This window comes from Oleiagrimonas soli (assembly GCF_000761445.1).
GTDB lineage: Bacteria > Pseudomonadota > Gammaproteobacteria > Xanthomonadales > Rhodanobacteraceae > Oleiagrimonas > Oleiagrimonas soli.
The window spans coordinates 1,034,242-1,049,305 of the sequence record NZ_KN196470.1; the positions used below are offsets into that span (position 1 = coordinate 1,034,242).

12 protein-coding genes, 1 tRNA gene and 1 pseudogene are annotated in these 15,064 nt (G+C 64.5%); 11 read left to right on the plus strand and 3 right to left on the minus strand.

The genetic code is table 11. The features are described 5' to 3' along the window. Positions 1-52: 52 nt before the first annotated feature. The 11 genes and pseudogenes from LF63_RS04475 to LF63_RS04525 all read left to right on the plus strand — a co-directional run bounded on the left by LF63_RS04475 (position 53) and on the right by LF63_RS04525 (position 9,854). A complete protein-coding gene (locus LF63_RS04475) occupies positions 53-1,420 on the plus strand; it encodes a porin family protein (protein ID WP_043099919.1) in 1,368 nt (455 codons plus the stop codon). 495 nt (positions 1,421-1,915) lie between these two features. After that, positions 1,916-3,817 (plus strand): threonine--tRNA ligase, encoded by a 1,902-nt coding sequence (gene thrS, locus LF63_RS04480; protein ID WP_043099920.1) that lies wholly within the window; start codon positions 1,916-1,918, stop codon positions 3,815-3,817. A gap of 41 nt (positions 3,818-3,858) precedes the next feature. Next, positions 3,859-4,386 (plus strand): translation initiation factor IF-3, encoded by a 528-nt coding sequence (infC, locus tag LF63_RS04485; protein ID WP_081945087.1) that lies wholly within the window; start codon positions 3,859-3,861, stop codon positions 4,384-4,386. A 205-nt stretch (positions 4,387-4,591) separates the two neighbouring features. Then, positions 4,592-4,789, plus strand: coding sequence for a 50S ribosomal protein L35 (gene rpmI / locus LF63_RS04490; protein ID WP_043099924.1), 198 nt, complete (start codon positions 4,592-4,594; stop codon positions 4,787-4,789). A gap of 19 nt (positions 4,790-4,808) precedes the next feature. Further along, positions 4,809-5,159 (plus strand): annotated as a pseudogene (gene rplT, locus LF63_RS16225) (50S ribosomal protein L20); the annotation flags it as partial. 75 nt (positions 5,160-5,234) lie between these two features. Continuing rightward, positions 5,235-5,480 (plus strand): helix-hairpin-helix domain-containing protein, encoded by a 246-nt coding sequence (locus LF63_RS16230; RefSeq protein WP_268746050.1) that lies wholly within the window; start codon positions 5,235-5,237, stop codon positions 5,478-5,480. Between the two features lie 131 nt (positions 5,481-5,611). Then, positions 5,612-6,607, plus strand: coding sequence for a phenylalanine--tRNA ligase subunit alpha (pheS, locus tag LF63_RS04505; protein WP_043099927.1), 996 nt, complete (start codon positions 5,612-5,614; stop codon positions 6,605-6,607). Positions 6,608-6,695: 88 nt separating this feature from the next. After that, positions 6,696-9,077 carry a phenylalanine--tRNA ligase subunit beta gene (gene pheT / locus LF63_RS04510; RefSeq protein WP_043099929.1) on the plus strand — a complete coding sequence of 794 codons (2,382 nt, stop codon included), beginning with the start codon at positions 6,696-6,698 and terminating at the stop codon, positions 9,075-9,077. 1 nt (position 9,078) lies between these two features. Further along, on the plus strand, positions 9,079-9,378 hold the full coding sequence (locus LF63_RS04515; RefSeq protein ID WP_043099931.1) for an integration host factor subunit alpha: 300 nt from the start codon (positions 9,079-9,081) through the stop codon (positions 9,376-9,378). After that, positions 9,359-9,715, plus strand: a complete 357-nt coding sequence (locus tag LF63_RS04520) for a MerR family transcriptional regulator (protein WP_043099933.1) — start codon at positions 9,359-9,361, stop codon at positions 9,713-9,715. Before LF63_RS04515 ends, LF63_RS04520 begins: the two co-directional genes overlap by 20 nt. 62 nt (positions 9,716-9,777) lie before the next feature. Continuing rightward, positions 9,778-9,854, plus strand: a tRNA-Pro gene (locus tag LF63_RS04525). Positions 9,855-9,957: 103 nt separating this feature from the next. On the opposite strand, the gene LF63_RS04530 is transcribed toward LF63_RS04525, so the two are convergent. The 3 genes from LF63_RS04530 to LF63_RS04540 form a co-directional block, all read right to left on the minus strand. Continuing rightward, positions 9,958-11,010: a response regulator gene (locus tag LF63_RS04530; RefSeq protein WP_052394689.1), complete on the minus strand. Its 1,053-nt coding sequence runs from the start codon at positions 11,008-11,010 to the stop codon at positions 9,958-9,960. Positions 11,011-11,013: 3 nt separating this feature from the next. Then, a complete protein-coding gene (locus LF63_RS04535) occupies positions 11,014-14,250 on the minus strand; it encodes a response regulator (RefSeq protein WP_161782323.1) in 3,237 nt (1,078 codons plus the stop codon). A 419-nt stretch (positions 14,251-14,669) separates the two neighbouring features. After that, positions 14,670-15,035 carry a cupin domain-containing protein gene (locus LF63_RS04540; protein WP_043099935.1) on the minus strand — a complete coding sequence of 122 codons (366 nt, stop codon included), beginning with the start codon at positions 15,033-15,035 and terminating at the stop codon, positions 14,670-14,672. Positions 15,036-15,064 lie beyond the last annotated feature (29 nt).

A 15,064-nucleotide genomic window follows, 5' to 3' on the forward strand; every position in this document is an offset into this window, starting at 1 on the left:
GGCGGCTGAGCAGCGTCGCCCGGCATGCATCCAATCGAAAAAGGGGATCGCCATGAACGCATCCACCCGTGCCTGCGCGCTGGCCATCGGCATCGCCGCAGCGCTGGCTGCGCCCTACGCGGCCGCTTCCGGTACGACCGGCCAGAAGAACGACAAGCCATCCAGGCAGGCCGACATGACGGCGCGCATCCGCGCCATGCAGAAGCAGATCGACAGGTTGCAGAAGCAGCTCGACGACATGCGGGCCCAGCAGGCGGCCACGCAGCAACAGTCGTCCGACACGCGCAAGAAGCTGGACACGCTGGCCGAAGACAGCAAGAAGACCCAGGCCAAGGTCGCCAAGGTCGAGAAGAAAAAGAAGAACGGCATCACCGTCGGCGGCGCCATGCGCTTCCAGTACAGCTACGAGGACTACAACAAGAGCAATGTCCACCGCACCGGCGACGCCGATTTCGACATCTTCCGCCTGAACTTTCGCGGCAAGGTCGACGACATCGAGTTGCAGGCCGAGTGGCGCTGGTTCCAGTACATGAGCGCGGTGAAATACGCTTGGCTGGGCTATGACTTCAGCAAGCACCAGCAGTTGCAGGTGGGTCTGACGCGCATCCCGTTCGGCAACCAGCCGTACAACTCGCACAACTACTTCTTCAGCTCGAACTATTACCTGGGGCTGGAAGACACCTACCACATGGGCGTCGAGTACGTGTATTCGGGCGATCCGTGGAACGTGCAGCTGGCGTTCTTCAAGAACGACGGCATGGGCGGCATCGACGGTTACGTCAGCAACCGCTCCGACAGCTATTCGTACAACGTGGTCGGCGTGCGCGGTGCGGGCGAGGGCATCTACGACGATCCGCAGCACCCGATCGCCAGCGCGAACACGGCCGCTGCGCGCGTCGCTTACACCTTCACGCCCAACGACGATCTCAAGGTCGAGCTGGGCGCGTCGGGCCTGCACGGTGGGCTGGAAGGTCCGGCCTCCAGCGTCGGTAGCTACTCGGCCTACGCGCTGCACATGAACACGACCTACAAGCGTTGGAACCTCCAGGCGCAGGCATCGCGCTACGACTACAACGTCGACGGCGGCGGCGACCTGCTGGCCGTGGGCGCCTACGCGTTCTACGACTCCATTCCGGCCAAGGCCGATTCCTACACCTTCAACGTGAAATATCACCAGCCGGTGCGATGGGGACCGATCAAGGGGCTGGACTTCTACAACGACTACTCGTTGATCACCAACAAGTCCGGCATGCTGCCGAGCACCTTCATGAACATCCTCGGCGTCGGCGTGTCGGCGGGCGATCTGTACACCTATTTCGATTTCGTCACCGCGCGCAACCAGCCGTTCATCGGCGGCAGCATGGCCGGCGACGGCAAGGTCGAGCATCGCTTCAACGTGAACTTCGGGTTTTATTTCTGAGGGCCGGGGTGAACGACCTACGGGGTCGTCATTCCTGCGCAAGCAGGAACCCAGTGACTTTCGATCCGTCGAGAAAGTCGCTGGGTCCCGGCATTCGCCGGGATGACGACAGAAAAAATGCTCGCGACAAGCCCCAACGAGGATTCCGAAGTCTTCAAGGGCTGCGTGTCGTAGTCACTACGCGCAAGTACGCATCGACCGAACTGCGTCAATGCAATACTTCCCGTTGCACGGCACAGAGAGAAGCAAGAGCTGCATGGTTCCGTGCCGGGCAAAGCAGGTGGATGCGTCACAGGTGCCGCTGCGTCGTTGACACGATGCAGGTGCCGGGCTAGCTTTCACTCCATCCGAAACATGAACAAGGTGGCCGGCAGGTAACTGCAGGTCGAGTGTGCGACATGGACACTACGAACTCCCGACATTGAATCTTCGCGCTGGGCTTCCACCATGGGGCGCTGCGCGCCCTTTTTTATTGCTCGCAGAAATGTTCCGACCATGATTGAAATTACTCTTCCCGACGGCAGCAAGCGGCCGTTTGAACACCCCGTGTCCGTGCAGGATGTGGCCGCCTCCATCGGCGCCGGTCTGGCCAAGGCCACGTTGGCCGGCAAGGTCGACGGCAAGCTGGTCGACGCCAGCTATCGCATCGATCGCGACGCCGGCCTGGAAATCGTCACCGACAAGAGCCCCGAGGCGCTGGAGATCCTGCGCCACTCGACCGCGCATCTGCTGGCGCAGGCCGTGCAGCGCCTGTATCCGGGCGCGCAGGTCACCATCGGTCCGGTCATCGACAACGGCTTCTACTACGACTTCGCCTACGAGCGTCCCTTCACGCCGGAAGATCTGGAAAAGATCGAGGCGGAGATGAAGAAGATCGTCGACGAGAAGCTGCCGGTCGAGCGCAGCGTGAAGTCGCGCGACGATGCGGTGAGGTTCTTCCGCGACATGGGCGAGGAGTACAAGGCCGAGATCATCGAGTCGATCCCGGCCAACGAGGAGCTTTCGCTCTACAGCCAGGGCGAATTCACCGACCTTTGCCGCGGTCCGCACGTGCCCGACACTGGCAAGCTGCGCGCGTTCAAGCTGATGAAGGTGGCCGGCGCCTACTGGCGCGGCGATTCGGACAACGCGATGCTGACGCGCATCTACGGCACCGCGTGGGTCAACGACAAGCAGCTCAAGGCCTACCTGACCCAGTTGGAAGAAGCCGAGAAACGCGACCACCGCAAGATCGGCAAGGCCATGGGCCTGTTCCACCAGCAGGAAGAAGGTCCGGGCATGGTGTTCTGGCACCCGAAGGGCTGGGCGCTGTGGCAGCAGGTCGAGCAGTACATGCGCAAGGTGTACCGCGACTCCGGCTACAAGGAAGTGCGCGGCCCGCAGATCCTCGACGTGTCGCTGTGGAAGAAATCCGGCCACTGGGACAACTACAAGGACAACATGTTCTTCACCGAGTCGGAGAAGCACACCTACGCGGTGAAGCCGATGAACTGCCCGGGTCACGTGCAGATCTACAATGCCGGTCTGCACAGCTATCGCGACCTGCCGATCCGCTACGGCGAGTTCGGCGGCTGCCACCGCAACGAGCCGTCCGGCGCGCTGCATGGCCTGATGCGTGTGCGCGCCTTCACCCAGGACGACGGCCACATCTTCTGCACGCCCGAGCAGATCGAGGCCGAGGTGACCGCCTTCCACGCCCAGGCGATGAAGGTGTACGGCGATTTCGGCTTCGAGCACATCGAGATGAAGATCGCGCTGCGTCCCGAGGACCGCATCGGCGCGGACGAAGTCTGGGATGCTTCGGAGGAAGCCCTGCGCAGCGCCTTGCGCGCCGCCGGCGTCGAGTGGGACGAGCTGCCGGGCGAGGGCGCGTTCTACGGCCCGAAGATCGAGTACCATATGCGTGACTCGATCGGCCGCGGCTGGCAGGTCGGCACCATGCAGGTGGATTTCTCCATGCCCGAGCGTCTGGGCGCGGAGTATGTGGACGAACACAGTCAGCGTCGGCATCCGGTGATGTTGCATCGCGCCATCGTGGGTTCGATGGAGCGCTTCATCGGTATCCTGATCGAACATCATGCAGGCCAGTTCCCGGCCTGGCTGGCGCCGGTGCAAGCGGTGGTGATGAACATCACCGATGCACAGGCGGACTTCGCCGCCGAGGTGGCGCAAGTCCTTGTCGAGAAAGGCTTCCGTGTGGAAGCGGATTTGCGCAACGAAAAAGTCGGCTATAAAATCCGCGAACATACGCTGTCGAAGGTGCCGTATCTCCTGGTCGTGGGCGACCGCGAGAAGGAGGCAGGCGCCGTTTCCGTGCGTAGCCGCTCGGGTGAGGATCTGGGCAGCATGCCGCTGGCGGATTTCGCCGCGCGGCTGGAGACCGAGGGTCGACGCTGATCGGCCACGGTCATTCTTGAGCATCATTTGGAGGACGAGGTATCGCCACCCCTGACAACAAGCGTAATCGTCGCAATCACGAAATCCGCGTGCCCAAGGTTCGCGTCATCGACGCCGAAGGCGAGCAGGTCGGTATCGTAAGCCGCGACGAAGCGTTGGAAATGGCCGAGGAAGCCGGCCTGGACCTGGTGGAAATCCAGCCCAACGCCGAACCGCCGGTCTGCCGCATCATGGACTTCGGCAAGTACAAGTTCGAGCAGCAGAAAAAGGCCAACGCGGCGCGCAAGAAGACCAAGAAGATCGAGATCAAGGAAATCAAGTTCCGTCCGAACACGGACGTGGGCGATTACCAGATCAAGCTGCGCAACATCCTGCGTTTCCTCGAGGAAGGCGACAAGGTCAAGGTGACCATTCGCTTCCGCGGACGCGAGATGGCGCATCAGGAACTCGGTCGCGAGCTGGCTTCGCGCGTGCAGCAGGATGTCGGCGAGAACGGCGTGGTCGAGCAGTTTCCGCGCCAGGAAGGCCGTCTGATGGTGATGATGCTGGCGCCGCCGAAGACTTCCTGAAGTCTCGGCTGGACGCCTGACATTCGTCTCCGCGAGCCCTCGCGGAGGCGGTAGCGTGCGAGGCTTCCCTCGCGCGCAGTATTCATAGTAAAATCCGCAGTTCGGCCCGATATGGACGGGTCATGACAAGCCGATCCGGGCAGGACGGAAAGCGCCACGCAGTGGCCGCCGGGGTCAGTCGAAGAAACGAGACAAGGGAATCATCATGCCCAAGATCAAGACCAACCGGGCCGCTGCCAAGCGGTTCCGCAAGACGGCGACCGGCAAGTTCAAGGCCGGCCATGCCTTCAAGTCGCACATCCTGACCAAGAAGTCGACCAAGCGTAAGCGCGGCCTCCGCGCTCCCAACCACGTGCGCGACTGCGACAGCAAGTCCGTCGCCCGCATGCTGCCCTACGCGTAAGGATCAGGAGTAGACCACCATGGCACGAGTCAAGCGGGGCGTTATCGCCCGTCGTCGTCACAAGAAAATCATCGGTCGCGCGAAGGGCTACTACAACGCCCGCCGCAAGGTGTATCGCGTAGCCAACCAGGCCGTCATCAAGGCCGGCCAGTACGCCTACATCGGCCGCAAGCAGAAGAAGCGTCAGTTCCGTTCGCTGTGGATCGTGCGTATCAACGCCGCCGCGCGCATGTTCGATCTGTCGTACAGCCGCCTGATCAACGGTCTGAACAAGGCCGGCATCGAGGTTGACCGCAAGGTCCTGGCCGACATCGCCGTGCACGACATCAAGGCCTTCGGCGCCATCGCCGCGCAGGCCAAGGCCGCGCTGGAAGGCAAGGCCGCGCCGAAGCCGGCCGCGAAGAAGGCCGCTGCGCCGAAGAAGGCCGCCGCCAAGGGCGACGACCTGACCAAGATCGAGGGCATCGGCCCGAAGATCGGCGAACTGCTGGCGGGCCAGGGCGTGGACACCTACGCCAAGCTGGCCGACACCAGCGTCGAGAAGCTCGGCGAAATCCTGCACGAAGCCGGCAGCCGTTATGCCTCCCACGATCCGGGCACCTGGCCGCAGCAGGCCAAGCTGGCCGCCGAAGGCAAGTTTGACGAGCTGAAAGCGCTGCAGGACGAGCTCAAGGGCGGTCGCGTCGCCTGAGCCAGTGACATTGCCGCCACGGCGGCGATCGAAGCAGTATCCTCATGCGGGGAAGGGCGCGAGTCCTTCCCCGCATGCGTTTGGAGGGGGCGGACGGCCCGCTCGCAAGGAACCCACAAGGTCCCAGATCGATGAGCGATATCGAAACCCTGGTCCGCGACGCGCTCGCGGACATCGAACGAACCGACGCGCTGGACGCGCTGCAGGCGCTGCGCGTCTCGCTGCTGGGCAAGTCGGGCAGCATTACCGCGCAGCTGAAGACGCTGGGCAAGCTGGCGCCGGAGGAGCGCAAGGCGGCGGGCGCGGCCATCAATCAGGCCAAGGTCCGCGTCGGCGAGGCGCTGGACGCCCGCCGCGACGCCCTGCAGGAAGCCGCGCTGGCGCAGCGCCTGGCGTCCGAGCGCATCGACGTGACCCTGCCGGGCCGCGATGGCGACCGCGCCGGTCTGCACCCGGTCACGCGCGCGCTCGAGCGCATTGCCGACATCTTCGAGCGCCTGGGCTATCAGCGCGCCGACGGTCCCGAGATCGAGGACGACTGGCACAACTTCGAGGCACTGAACTTCCCGCCGAATCATCCGGCGCGGACCATGCACGACACCTTCTACTTCCCCGACGGCCGTCTGCTGCGCACGCACACCTCGCCGGTGCAGATTCGCACGCTGAAGGATCGCCAGCCGCCGGTGCGCATCATCGCCCCGGGCAAGGTCTACCGCAGCGATTCGGATCAGACGCACTCGCCGATGTTCCATCAGATCGAGGGCCTGCTGGTCGACGAGACCTCCAGTTTCGCCGACCTGAAGGGCACGCTGGCGACCTTCGTGCGCGCGTTCTTCGAGCGCGACTTCGAGATGCGCTTCCGGCCCAGCTTCTTCCCGTTCACTGAGCCGTCGGCCGAGCTGGACATCCGCTGGGAGACCGACGACGGCAGCGAGCGCTGGATGGAAGTGCTGGGCTGCGGCATGGTGCATCCGAACGTGCTGCGCAACTGCGGCATCGATCCGGAACGCTACACCGGCTTCGCGTTCGGCCTCGGCGTCGAGCGCTTCGCCATGCTGCGCTACGGCGTGACCGATCTGCGCGCCTTCTTCGAGAACGACCTGCGTTTTCTGCGGCAGTTTGCGTGAACGGCCGCGCGGGGGCGACCTCGCGCGCAACCACGGCGCGCCACTCCGCGCGCACTTCCGACCCTGATACAGAATTGCGGCGCTACACATGAAATTTTCCGAGAAATGGCTGCGTGAACTGGTGGACATCCCGGCGGATCGGGACGCCCTGTTGCGACGGCTGACTATGGCTGGCCTCGAAGTCGAGGACGTCGAGTTGCTGGGCGAGTCGCTGGACGGCGTGGTGGTCGGCGAAATCGTCGCCGCCGAACCGCATCCGGACGCAGACCGCCTGCAGGTCTGCACCGTCGAGGCGGGATTGGACGCACCGCTGCAGATCGTCTGCGGCGCGCCGAACGCCCGCGTCGGCCTGAAGGCGCCGCTGGCCACGGTCGGCGCGACGCTGCCGGGCGGCATCAAGATCAAGAAGGCCAAGCTGCGCGGCGTGGAATCGTCGGGCATGCTGTGTTCGGCCAAGGAGCTGGGCGTGGACAGCGACGCTTCCGGCCTGATGGAGCTGCCGGCCGATGCCCGCACCGGCGCGCCCTTCGCCGAGTTGCTGGGGCTGCCGGACGCCGCCATCGAGATCGGCCTGACGCCGAACCGTCCCGACTGCCTGGGCATGTGGGGGCTGGCGCGCGACGTCGCCGCGCAGTTCGACAGCACGCTGAAGATCGAGCCGCCGTCGGCCGTCGCCATCGACGGCGAAGCCTCGCGCGAAGTGCGCCTGGACGCCGGCGCCGACTGTCCGCGCTACCTGGGCCGCATCGTCGAGGGCATCGACCCGTCGGCGCCGACGCCGCTGTGGATGGCCGAGCGCCTGCGCCGCGCGGGCCTGCGTCCGATCAGCGTGGTGGTCGATGTCACCAACTACGTCATGCTGGAAACCGGGCAGCCGTTGCACGCCTTCGACAATGATCGGCTGCAGGGCGCGATCGTGGTGCGCCACGCGCGGGACGGCGAACCGCTGACTCTGCTCGACGGCACCGAAGTCACCTTGACGCCCGAGTTCCTGCTGATCGCCGACGAGGCCGCGCCGCTGGCCGTGGCCGGCATCATGGGCGGCCTGGCGTCCAGCGTCACCGACGCCACTCGCAATGTGTTCCTGGAGAGCGCGCACTTCGCGCCCACCGCGATCAGCGGTCGCGCGCGCAAGCTGGGTTTGCACACCGATGCCTCGCACCGCTTCGAGCGCGGCGTCGATCCGGAGCTGCCGCGGCAGGCGCTGGAGCGCGCCAGCGCGTTGCTGCGGGAACTGGCCGGCGGCAAGGCCGGGCCGCTGCTCGGCGCCGAGCGCGTCGAGGATCTGCCGGTGCGCGAGGTCGTGTCGTTGCGTCGCGCACGACTGGAACGCGTGCTGGGTCTGCGTATCGAAGACACGGCCGTGCACCGCATGCTCGAAGCGCTGCAGTGCGAGGTCGAGGACACGGCCGACGGCTGGCGTGCGCGTCCGCCGAGTCATCGTTTCGATATCGAGCGCGAAGAAGACCTCATCGAAGAAGTCATCCGCATCCACGGCTACGAGCACATTCCGACCCACGCGCCCAGCGGCGAGCTGGCGCTGCAAGCCGATCCGGAAGGCCGTCTGAAACCGCTCGATCTGGGGCTTCAGCTGGCCGCGCGCGGTTATCAGGAAGCCATCTGCATGGCTTTCGTGAAGGCCGAACTGCTGCAGGACTGGGGCCTGGACGCCGACACCGTGGCGCTGGCCAATCCGTTGTCGGCCGATCTGGCGGTGATGCGGCCTTCGCTGCTGCCGGGCTTGATCGAGGCGCTGCGCCGCAATCGCGCGCGGCAGCAGTCGCGCGTGCGTCTGTTCGAGCTGGGCAACGTCTTCAAGGCCGGCGCGGACGCGCCCGTCGAAACCGCGGAACTGGCGCTGGTCGCCAGCGGCGCGGCGCATGCCGAGCAATGGGGGCAGCCGTCGCGGGCGGTCGACTTTCACGATCTGAAGGGCGACCTGGAGTCGGTGCTGGCGCTGTGCGCCGACCCGCAGGCCTGGAGTTTCGACGCCGAGGCGCTGCCGCACTGGCTGCATCCGGGGCGCGGCGCGCGCGTGCTGCGCGACGGCAAGGTCGCCGGCTACATCGGCGAACTGCATCCGCGTCTGACGAGTGCGCTGGACCTGGACGCGGGCGTGCTGGTCGGACAACTGCATCTGCCGATACTGCAGCCGCGTACTCTGCCGCATGCGCAGCCTGTTTCGCGTTATCCGTCGGTGCGGCGCGACCTGGCCGTGGAATTGTCGGACACGGTGTCCTGGGGCGCCGTGGAAGCCTGCGTTCGCGCCACGTTGGGCGCACGATTGGCGCAATTGCTGGTGTTTGACCGCTACGCTGGCAAAGGTTTGGGTGATGGACGCAAAAGCCTCGCTATGGGCTTGATTTTACAGGACGCTTCACGCACTCTTACGGACGAGGACGCGGACCAGTGCGTAGCCGATGCGTTGGCTGCGCTGGAACGCGATTGCATGGCGCGACTGCGAGGGTGAAATGGCGCTGACCAAGGCAGACATGGCCGAGCGGCTGTTTCAGGACGTAGGCTTGAACAAGCGCGAAGCGAAAGAATTCGTCGATGCGTTCTTCGAAGCCGTTCGCGAAGCGCTCGAAAAGGGGGAGCAGGTCAAGCTGTCGGGTTTCGGCAACTTCGATCTGCGCCAGAAGAATCAGCGTCCCGGGCGTAACCCGAAGACCGGCGAGGAAATTCCCATCTCCGCCCGTCGTGTGGTGACGTTCCGTCCGGGCCAGAAGCTCAAGGTGCGAGTCGAAGGCTATGCTGGACCCAGGCAGTAACGCAGAACTCCCCGTCATCCCGGCCAAGCGCTACTTCACCATCGGTGAGGTCAGCGAGCTCTGCGCCGTGAAGCCGCACGTGCTGCGGTACTGGGAACAGGAGTTCCCGGCCCTGAAGCCGGTCAAGCGCCGTGGCAATCGGCGCTATTACCAGCGCCACGACGTGCTGATGATTCGTCAGATCCGTTCGTTGCTGTACGAACAGGGTTTCACCATCACTGGCGCGCGTGCGCGACTGGAAGGCGGCGAGGCCCAGGTCGAGTCCAGCCTGTCGCAGCAGATCGTGCATCAGGTGCGCATGGAGCTGGAAGAAGTCCTCGATATTCTGCGCCACTGATCGCAGCCGCTATCGTTCTTCGGCGCAATCGGCTAGAATCGCGCCTCTTGTTTGCCGCCCGTCGGGGCGTAGCGCAGCCTGGTAGCGCACTACAATGGGGTTGTAGGGGTCGCGAGTTCGAATCTCGCCGCCCCGACCATTCGCGGCAAGCACGACATCGGAAAAAGCGCTCTCTGGAGCGCTTTTTTTGTGCCCGGAAGACGCTCTTCTTTATCGGGCGAGGCGAGTCAGACGAGAGGCTCTCAGGAAGCCATCGGTGCGACCAGACGGCGCAGATGGGCGTACTGGGGGCCGATAGGCTGCGCGGTGATCCGGTCTCTGGCATCCCAGCTCGATTTGATGTCGAGAATCAGCGGCAGGATGTTGTCGAAGATGCGTACCAGGCGGGGCTCGAAGTGGCTGCCGGCGTCTTGCCGTAGCCGGGCCATGGCCTGACCGACCGGCCAGGCCTGTTTGTACGGGCGGTCCATGGTCAGCGCGTCGAACGTATCGGCGATGGCGACGATCCGTGCCGACTCGGGAATGGCGCGTTCCGCCAGACCGTCGGGGTAGCCGCTGCCGTCCCACCATTCGTGGTGCCGCAGGGCAATCTCCGCCGCCAGTCGAAAGACGGGGGCGTCGCTCTTGGCCAGGATGTCGTGGCCGATGCGTGTATGCGTGCGCATCACCTTCCATTCGTCGGCATCGAGCGGGCCGGGCTTGCGCAGGATCGAATCGGGGATGCCGATCTTGCCGGTGTCGTGCATCGGCGCGGCCAGTTCGAGCAGACGGCGTCGCTGCGGCCCCCAGCCGGCGGCCTCAGCCAGTGCCGCCGAGTAGGCGGCCATGCGCCAGATGTGTACGCCTGTGTCGAGGTCGTTGTAGTGCCCGGCCTCGCCCAGCATATGGATGGCGTCGTGGTAGCTGCGTTCGAGCAATGTTGCCTGCACCAGCGAAAGGTGCGTATGCACGCGGGCGCGGACCACGGCGGACGATATCGGTTTGATGATGTAGTCCACCGCGCCGGCCTGGAAGCCGGCGGTCTCGTTGCCGATGTCCGACAGCGTGGTCACGAAGATCACCGGAATGGACACAGTGGCCGGATCGGCCTTCAGTTGTCGACAGGCCGTATAACCGTCCATGTTCGGCATTTGTACGTCCATCAGGACCAGGTCGGGCGCGTGCTTGCGCGCCGCTTCCAGCGCTTCGGTGCCGCTGCGGGCGAACACGAGAAGGTAATCGTCGTCGAGAATCTGCTGCAGCACGGCCAGATTCTGCGGTTCGTCGTCGACGATGAGAATGGATTCGTTGGCCATGGCTCAGATTCCCTCCATGATGCTGAGTTCGGCGGCGAGTGCGCGGACGGCCGCCTCGCCGCCGCGGAAGTCGAAGTTCTCCACGCATGTGCGCAGGTCCCTCATGCGGCCGGCCGGGAGTCGCTTGTCCAGTTCGGCCAGAAGCGGGCGCATGCCTTGTGTCGTGTCGCGAGACAGCACGGCGAGCGCTTCGCGCAGCAGTGCCGTCACGGCATCGCGGTCGATGTCCGCGTCGTCGTTCGCGTCGGTTTCAGCCGGAGACTCCGGTGCGTAGCGTGCGATCGACGTTCTTGCGGTTTCCAGCGCTTCGCGGAGGCGCTCGACATCCGCTGTTCCACTCTCGCCATCGCGTAGGGCGCGTTCCATGCCGCGCGCGATTTCGGCGACGTCGACAAGTGCGAGATGCCCGGCGGTGCCGGCGATCTTGTGGGCCATGCCTGCGGCTTCGGAAGCCGTCGCCCGGCGCATCGATTCGATGAAGTCTGCGCCGTGCTCGCGCGCGAACTTGCGCAGATACTTGCGATAAACGTCTTCCTCCAGCCACAGCGTAAGTCCGCGTTCGACGTCCAGTCCGGGCAATTTGCCGTGCGTTGCGCGGATGGCGTGGTGCTCCGTGCGCGGCCTCGCGCCCGTTGCGGGGTGTGCGGCCGTCTGATGTGCGCAGATGCCGCGGATCAACGCGATTGCGGAGTCGACATCGAACGGCTTGCTGATGAAATCGTCGACGCCGGCTTCGCGGGCCGCCGCCTGGTGACTCTTGAAGGCGCCCGCGGTGAGCGCGATGACGGGCAAGGCGGCCAGGCTGGGCGTGCTGCGGATGATGCGTGTCGCCTCGCAGCCGTCCATCACCGGCATCTGGATATCCATCAGCACCACATCGACATCCTCGACATGGGCCTGCAACCAGTCGATGGCCTGGCGTCCGTCCTCGGCCAGGGCGACGTCGGCGCCTTCACCGGCGAAGATGCGTTTGGCGATGTCGCGATTGATGTCGCTGTCGTCAACCACCAGGATGCGCAGGCCCTGCAGGCGCATGTGTTGTATCGGCGGCGGCGCCGGTTTGTCATCGTCGACATGGTGCTTGCGCATGGCGGTTGCCACCGTGTCGTACAGACTCGATGCGGTGACAGGCTTGGCCAGTATCGCGTCCACCGCCTCGTAGCCCGGAGCGGCGAGTAGCGCTTCGCGCGAATGCGCGGTGACCATGATGATGATGGGCAACCGTCCGTTACGCGCTTGACGGCGAATCGCGCTGGCTGCGGCCAGTCCGTCCGTGCCCGGCATCATCCAGTCCAGCACGATGACGTCGCAACGGTTGTCTGCGGCCAGCCGTATGGCGTCGTCGCCGGACGACGCCAGTTTCGGATTCCAGCCCAGGGACAAGGCGGTGATGCGCAGGGCGTCTCGCGCCATGGGGTTGTCGTCGGCCATCAGCACGTCGACATGCACCATCTCCGGCGCCGATGGTTGCGAGACCTGGGCGCGATCGAAGCGCAATGCAAACCAGAATTCGCTGCCGATGCCGGGCATGCTCTGGACGTGAAGTTCGCCGCCCATCATGGCGACCAGTTGCCGCGTGATCGCCAGTCCCAGGCCGGTGCCGCCGAAACGGCGCGTCGTGGAATCGTCCGCCTGGGTGAAGGGCGCGAAGATTTCCTTCTGCTGCTCGGCCGTGATGCCGATGCCGGTGTCGAGCACGGCGAAGCGCAATTGCACGCTTTGCGGGTCGGCATCGGGTTCGCTCGGTTCGACGTTGATCTTGATCTCGACGTGCCCGCTTTGGGTGAACTTGATCGCGTTGCTAGTGAGATTGATCAGGATCTGTTCCAGTCGCAGGGCGTCGCCGAGCAGATGATCCACGCCCAGCGGCGGCGAGACGATCAGGTCCAGCTCCTTGTCCACGGCAGTGCTGGACATCACTGTCGAAACGTTGTCCAGCACCTCGCTGAGGCGGAACTCGACATGTTCGAGCTTCAGGCGTCCGGCTTCGATCTTGGAAAAGTCGAGGATGTCGTTGACGATACCCAGCAGCGAGCGCCCCGCCCCGCGAATCTTGCGTACCAGCTTGCGCGCCTCGCTCGGCAGTTCGGATTTTTCCAGCAAATAGGCCAGGCCGAGGATCGCGTTCATCGGCGTGCGCACTTCATGACTCATGTTGGCGAGGAAGTTGGCCTTGGCCTCGCTGGCGACCTCCGCCGCCCGGGCGCGTTCTTCCAGATTTTCGTTCAGGCGCGCGATCTTCAGCTGCGAACGCGCCACCCACAAGTTGACCAGAAGCGCGCACAGAAAGCCGAAACCCATCACGAGTGCGGTGGATGTCCATATCCGGTGGCGGGCTTCGGCCAGGGTGTCAGGCGGGAGGTTCAGGAGCGCGTACCAGGCGTAGGTGCCCTGGGTGTGGATGGAAACCGGTGTACCGGCATCGCTCCTGAAACCGGAGTCGACGTCCCCGACGGGATGGATGACGCGCCAGCTCCACAGTCCGTCTTTCCGGCTGAATTGGCCGCTGGAACCGGTGCGTACTGCATTCCAGAGTTCCGGATGGCTTGTGCCCAGGGTGATCTTGCGGCCGAACATGAATCCCCATTCGTCCTGCTGCGTCGGACCCCTGATCCAGTACCCGTTCGCATTGACCAGCATCAAGCGCTTGCCTTTGCTACCCGGGGCCCGGACAAAGGTGTCGAGCAGGCGGTCGCCGAGATAGTTGACCACCAGAATGCCGTGTCGCTGATGTTGCGGATCGAGCACCGGTGTGGCCAGCCGTATGACCGGCTTGTGCGGCACTTCAATGCGCCCGTGTTCGACGTTCAGGTCGAGTGGCGAGACATAGATCGCCTTTCCGGTGAGGCCCATGGTGTCGGTGAAGTAGGGACGATCGGCCTTGTTCTGCAAGGCATCGTCGGGCACACGTTGCGCGCGGCCGTTGACGAAGTTCAGGCGCAGGCGTTCGTGACCGCTATCGTCGATCCAGCGAACCTGGTCGAAATTCCCGCGGATATTCATGTAAGCGGCGAAGTTCTTCGCCAGCAGGTCGAGGTTGTCCGTGGAGGGGGCGGCGGCGGTCAGGTGCAGACGCGGCAGGTCGGCGAGGTATTTCACGTCCGTCACCGCAGAAGTCATTTTCTGGTTCAGCGCATAAGCCGCCACCTGCAGGGCTTCGCGATCATCGGACTCGTAGCGATGCTGCGTCGCTTGCAGTTCGGCGTTCGCATAGAGTCGTCCGCCGACGAGGATGATCACTGCGGCGCCTAGCGTCAACGCAGCGAACGTAAGCAAAGACGAACGAACTTTTCCTTGTCGCACTCTCGGCATCCCCGCAGTCGAACAGAACGGTTTTCGCTTGATTCGGACCGGCTAGAGTGGCTATTTCCTTATTGCCTTTTTTGCACCATACACTCCTAACCGTTGGATGAACAAGGGAATCTTCCGAATGGCCGATGTCGTTTCCGAATGTGTGCATGGGCAAGCGAATCGGTCGAGTTACCGGTTCATGTGCTGGCGAAGGGGGGCGATGCGCACGTGCGAAGGCGTCCTGCACGCCTGCGGGCGCGGTGGCGGACGGTTGCACATGTGTTGCGGCAGATCTGCGGTCGACGGTGGCTAGGCGTCGCTCATGCCCTGCGATGCATGCGTCACGGTCGTCGCATGGTCGGCGGGTTTCAGATCCAGCGGTCGTTCTCAGCCTGCAGCGATGTATCCTCGGCGTCGCCGGTGTTGACCACGCCGCGCGGTTCGATCAGCAGCACCTGGCATTCGTCCTCGGCGTAGGGCTGATGCTCGACACCGCGCGGCACGACGTACAGTTCGCCGCTTTCGAGACGGACTTCGCCGTCGCGCAGACGGATGCCCATGCGGCCTTGGATCACCAGGAACAGCTCGTCGGTGTCGGCATGCCGGTGCCAGACGAACGCTCCCTGCAGCTTCACCAGCTTCAGCTGGTAGTCGTTGAGCTCGGCGACGACGCGCGGCGACCAGTGCGCGTCGATCTTCGCGAGTTTTTCGGCCAGATTGACCACATCGTGCACGGCGGCACCTCCTGCGCGTCAGCGCGCGG

Excerpts from the sequence above, each read along its gene's own strand:
- LF63_RS04475 (WP_043099919.1), top strand. The coding sequence starts at position 53 with ATGAACGCATCCACCCGTGCCTGCGCGCTGGCCATCGGCATCGCCGCA.
- thrS (WP_043099920.1), top strand. The coding sequence starts at position 1,916 with ATGATTGAAATTACTCTTCCCGACGGCAGCAAGCGGCCGTTTGAACAC.
- rpmI (WP_043099924.1), top strand. The coding sequence starts at position 4,592 with ATGCCCAAGATCAAGACCAACCGGGCCGCTGCCAAGCGGTTCCGCAAG.
- pheS (WP_043099927.1), top strand. The coding sequence starts at position 5,612 with ATGAGCGATATCGAAACCCTGGTCCGCGACGCGCTCGCGGACATCGAA.
- pheT (WP_043099929.1), top strand. The coding sequence starts at position 6,696 with ATGAAATTTTCCGAGAAATGGCTGCGTGAACTGGTGGACATCCCGGCG.
- LF63_RS04515 (WP_043099931.1), top strand. The coding sequence starts at position 9,079 with ATGGCGCTGACCAAGGCAGACATGGCCGAGCGGCTGTTTCAGGACGTA.
- LF63_RS04520 (WP_043099933.1), top strand. The coding sequence starts at position 9,359 with ATGCTGGACCCAGGCAGTAACGCAGAACTCCCCGTCATCCCGGCCAAG.
- LF63_RS04530 (WP_052394689.1), bottom strand. The coding sequence starts at position 11,010 with ATGGCCAACGAATCCATTCTCATCGTCGACGACGAACCGCAGAATCTG.